We start from the raw sequence: 1,467 nt of genomic DNA on the forward strand, positions 1-1,467 counted from the left end.
AGCACCCTGGTGACCGCCGCGCAGTACCTGGCGCTGGGTATCGATCCTGCCCGCAGCACTGTCTTCGTCCAGAGCCACGTCCCCGCGCACGCCGAACTTGCCTGGGTGCTGGGTTGTTTCACCGGGTTCGGGCAGGCGTCGCGGATGACGCAGTTCAAGGACAAGTCGGGCCGCCAGGGCACCGATTCCGCCACGGTCGGGTTGTTCACCTACCCGGTGCTGATGGCCGCCGACGTGCTGGCCTACCGCACCGACGTGGTGCCGGTCGGCGAGGACCAGCGCCAGCACCTGGAGCTGGCCCGCGACGTCGCGCAGCGATTCAACGCCCGCTTCCCGGACACCTTTGTCGTACCCGAACCACTCATCGGACAGGCCACCGCCAAGATCTACGACCTACAGGATCCGACCGCCAAGATGAGCAAGTCGACGGCGACCGACGCCGGCCTGATCAGCCTGCTCGACGACCCGGCGGTCAGCGCTAAGAAGATCCGCTCGGCCGTCACCGACAGCGAGCGGGAGATCCGCTACGACCCCGGCGCCAAACCCGGGGTGTCGAACCTGCTGGCCATCCAATCCGCGATCACCGGCACCGATATCGACAAACTGGTGCAGGCCTACGCCGGACACGGCTATGGCGAGCTGAAGAAGGACACGGCCGCAGCGGTAGCCGAGTTCGTCACACCCGTCAAGGCCCGGGTCGACGAGTTGCTCGCGGACCCAGCCGAGCTGGAGGGCGTGCTCGCGACCGGCGCGCAGCGGGCCCGGGAGGTGGCCGCAGGCACCGTCGAGCGGGTCTACGCCCGGGTCGGGTTTCTTCCGCCCCGGCCATGAATCCGGCCCTGATCGTCGAGCGGCTGCGCGCTCGGTATGGCTGGCTCGACCATGTGATGCGGGCCAACGAGCGCTACACCGACCGCAACGGCAACTTTTTCGCGGCCGGGCTCAGCTACTACACGATCTTCGCGATGTTCCCGCTGCTGATGGTCGGCTTCTCGGTTGGCGGCTGGCTGCTGTCCCGGCAGCCCCACCTGCTCGACGAGGTCGACCACCGGGTCCGGGCATCGATTCCCGGGGATTTCGGAGCGCAGGTGATTCATTTGATCGACTCCGCGATCGCGTCGCGCACCTCGGTCGGGGTGATTGGCCTGGCCGTGGCCGGCTGGGCCGGGCTGGGCTGGCTGGCGAACCTGCGCGAAGCGCTCGGCGAGATGGCCCGAATCAGCGTACCCACCACTTCGAAGACCGGATTCGTGCGCAGCAAGCTATCCGACTTGGCCGCAATGGTGTCGGTGTTCGTGGCCACGATGATCACCATCGGTTTGACCGCGCTGGGCGACCCGGCGCTGATGCCCAAGACGCTGGGCGCCCTGGGCATCCCCGCCTTCGCACTGCTGGATGCGCTGCTGTGGGTCGCCTCGCTGGCGATGTCGCTGCTGGTGTCTTGGCTGCTGTTCACCTGGATGATCG

The 1,467-nt window shown here is 67.6% G+C and carries 2 protein-coding genes; both read left to right on the forward strand.

Features of this window, described 5'->3' with window-relative positions; all coding sequences use genetic code 11:
• Positions 1-831 (forward strand): tryptophan--tRNA ligase (gene trpS / locus AC2VON_RS12000; RefSeq protein WP_486953167.1); only part of this gene is annotated, 831 nt, incomplete at its 5' end.
• On the forward strand, positions 828-1,467 hold a 640-nt coding region (locus AC2VON_RS12005; protein ID WP_486953168.1), incomplete at its 3' end, for a YhjD/YihY/BrkB family envelope integrity protein. The genes trpS and AC2VON_RS12005, both read left to right, overlap by 4 nt.

This window comes from Mycobacterium sp. TH-M82, from assembly GCF_057473605.1.